Here is a 1,523-nt window from a genome sequence, read left to right as displayed (position 1 = left end):
GGCGGTGGTGGCGAGCTGCCGCGGATCGGACCCGGCGCCGTCGGGCTCGGTCATGGCGAACACCGAGCGCTGCCTGCCCTCGACCACCGGACGCAGGAACTGCATGGCCTGCTCCGCGTTGGCGATCTTGTCGAGCAGGAACATGTTGCCCTCGTCCGGAGCCGCACAGTTGAGCGCGACCGGGCCGAGGAACGACCATCCGGCGGCCTCGAACAGGATCGCCTGCTCGATGTGCGTCGGAGCAGCGCGGCCGTCGCGGGGAGCCTGGAAGGTGAGCAGGCCGGCCTCCCGGGCGAGGGCGACGAGCTCGTTGCGCAGGCTCTCGGTCGGGCCGTGCGGAGTCACCCGCGGGTCCTTCTCGAACGGCACCACCTTCTCGGTGACGAACGCGAGCACCTCGTCGCGTCGTGCGGCAAGGTCGGCGGGGATCTCGAAGTCGATCATGGTTGCTCTTTCACGTAGGCACGGTTCAGGTCTGCTGGATCAGTTCGTGGGCGCGCTCGTACAGGCGCAAGGTGGTCTGGTGCAGCCGGTCGCCGATGTCCCGGGGCGCGAGTCCTGCCAACGCCCGGGCGTGGCTGCCCTCGAGGATGATCCCGAGCTTGAAGCACGCGAGGACGACGTACCAGTCGATCGACGACAGGTCGCGGGTGCTGCGTTCGGCGTAGCGCTCCATCAGCTCGCGGCCGGAGGGGAGTCCGCCGGCGCGGGTGAGGGGCCCGGCGAACTCGTCGGGCGCGCCGGGCAGCTGCCAGGTGGCGAGCAGCCAGCCCAGGTCGAGGAGCGGGTCGCCGATGGTGCACATCTCCCAGTCGACGACCGCAACGACGTCGGGGCCGGTCCGGGAGAACATCACGTTGGCGGCGTGGAAGTCGCCGTGCAGGATGCCCGGCCGCCAGCTGGTGGGGCGGTGCGCGTCGAGCCACTGCGCGATCTCGTCGACGGGTCCGATGTCGGGCCCCGGGTACTCCGGGAAGGCGTCGTACGACGCGAGCTCGGCCAACCACCGCGGCACCTGCCGTTCGAGGAACCCGTCGGGCTTGCCGAAGTCGCCGAGCCCGACCGCGACGTGGTCGACCTCGCCCAGCGTGGCGAGGGCGTCGACCAGCCGAAGCCCCATCTCGTGGCGGATCGCGGCGTCCCCCTGGTGCAGGGCCGGGAGCGCGACGCTCGCGTTGAAGCCGTCGATCGGCTCCATCAGGTAGAAGACGGCGCCGTCGAGCACTGACTCGTCGTCACACGCGGCGATCAGCGCGGGATGTTGCACGGCGGTGTCGCGCAGGCTGCCCAGCACCCGGCACTCGCGCCGGATCACGTCGTTGCTGCGCGGGCGCAGGTGCTCGGGCCCACGCCGCAGGACGTACGGACGACCGGCGCGCTCGAACCGCAACATCACGTTCTGCGTGCCGCCCGAGATCGGTGCGACGGACTCGAGCGGGCCGCTCCCGAGCCCCTGCCCGTCCATCCAGCGCGCAACGGGGGCGAGGTCGAAGGCCATCAGACCATCGGTCGCCCGAGTCGGC

The 1,523-nt window shown here is 71.3% G+C and carries 1 protein-coding gene and 1 pseudogene; both read right to left on the bottom strand.

Going from position 1 to position 1,523, the window contains the following annotated elements; translation table 11 throughout:
- Positions 1-444 (bottom strand): annotated as a pseudogene (locus ACOADB_RS04320) (acyl-CoA dehydrogenase); the annotation flags it as partial.
- Between the two features lie 25 nt (positions 445-469).
- The coding region (locus ACOADB_RS04315) for a phosphotransferase family protein (RefSeq protein WP_378596694.1) at positions 470-1,523 on the bottom strand (1,054 nt) is incomplete at its 5' end.

It is taken from the genome of Nocardioides sp. CPCC 206348 (assembly GCF_048654705.1).
Lineage (GTDB): Bacteria > Actinomycetota > Actinomycetes > Propionibacteriales > Nocardioidaceae > Nocardioides.
Note: the sequence above shows the minus strand (reverse complement) of the source record. Positions and strands in the feature narration are given on the sequence as shown.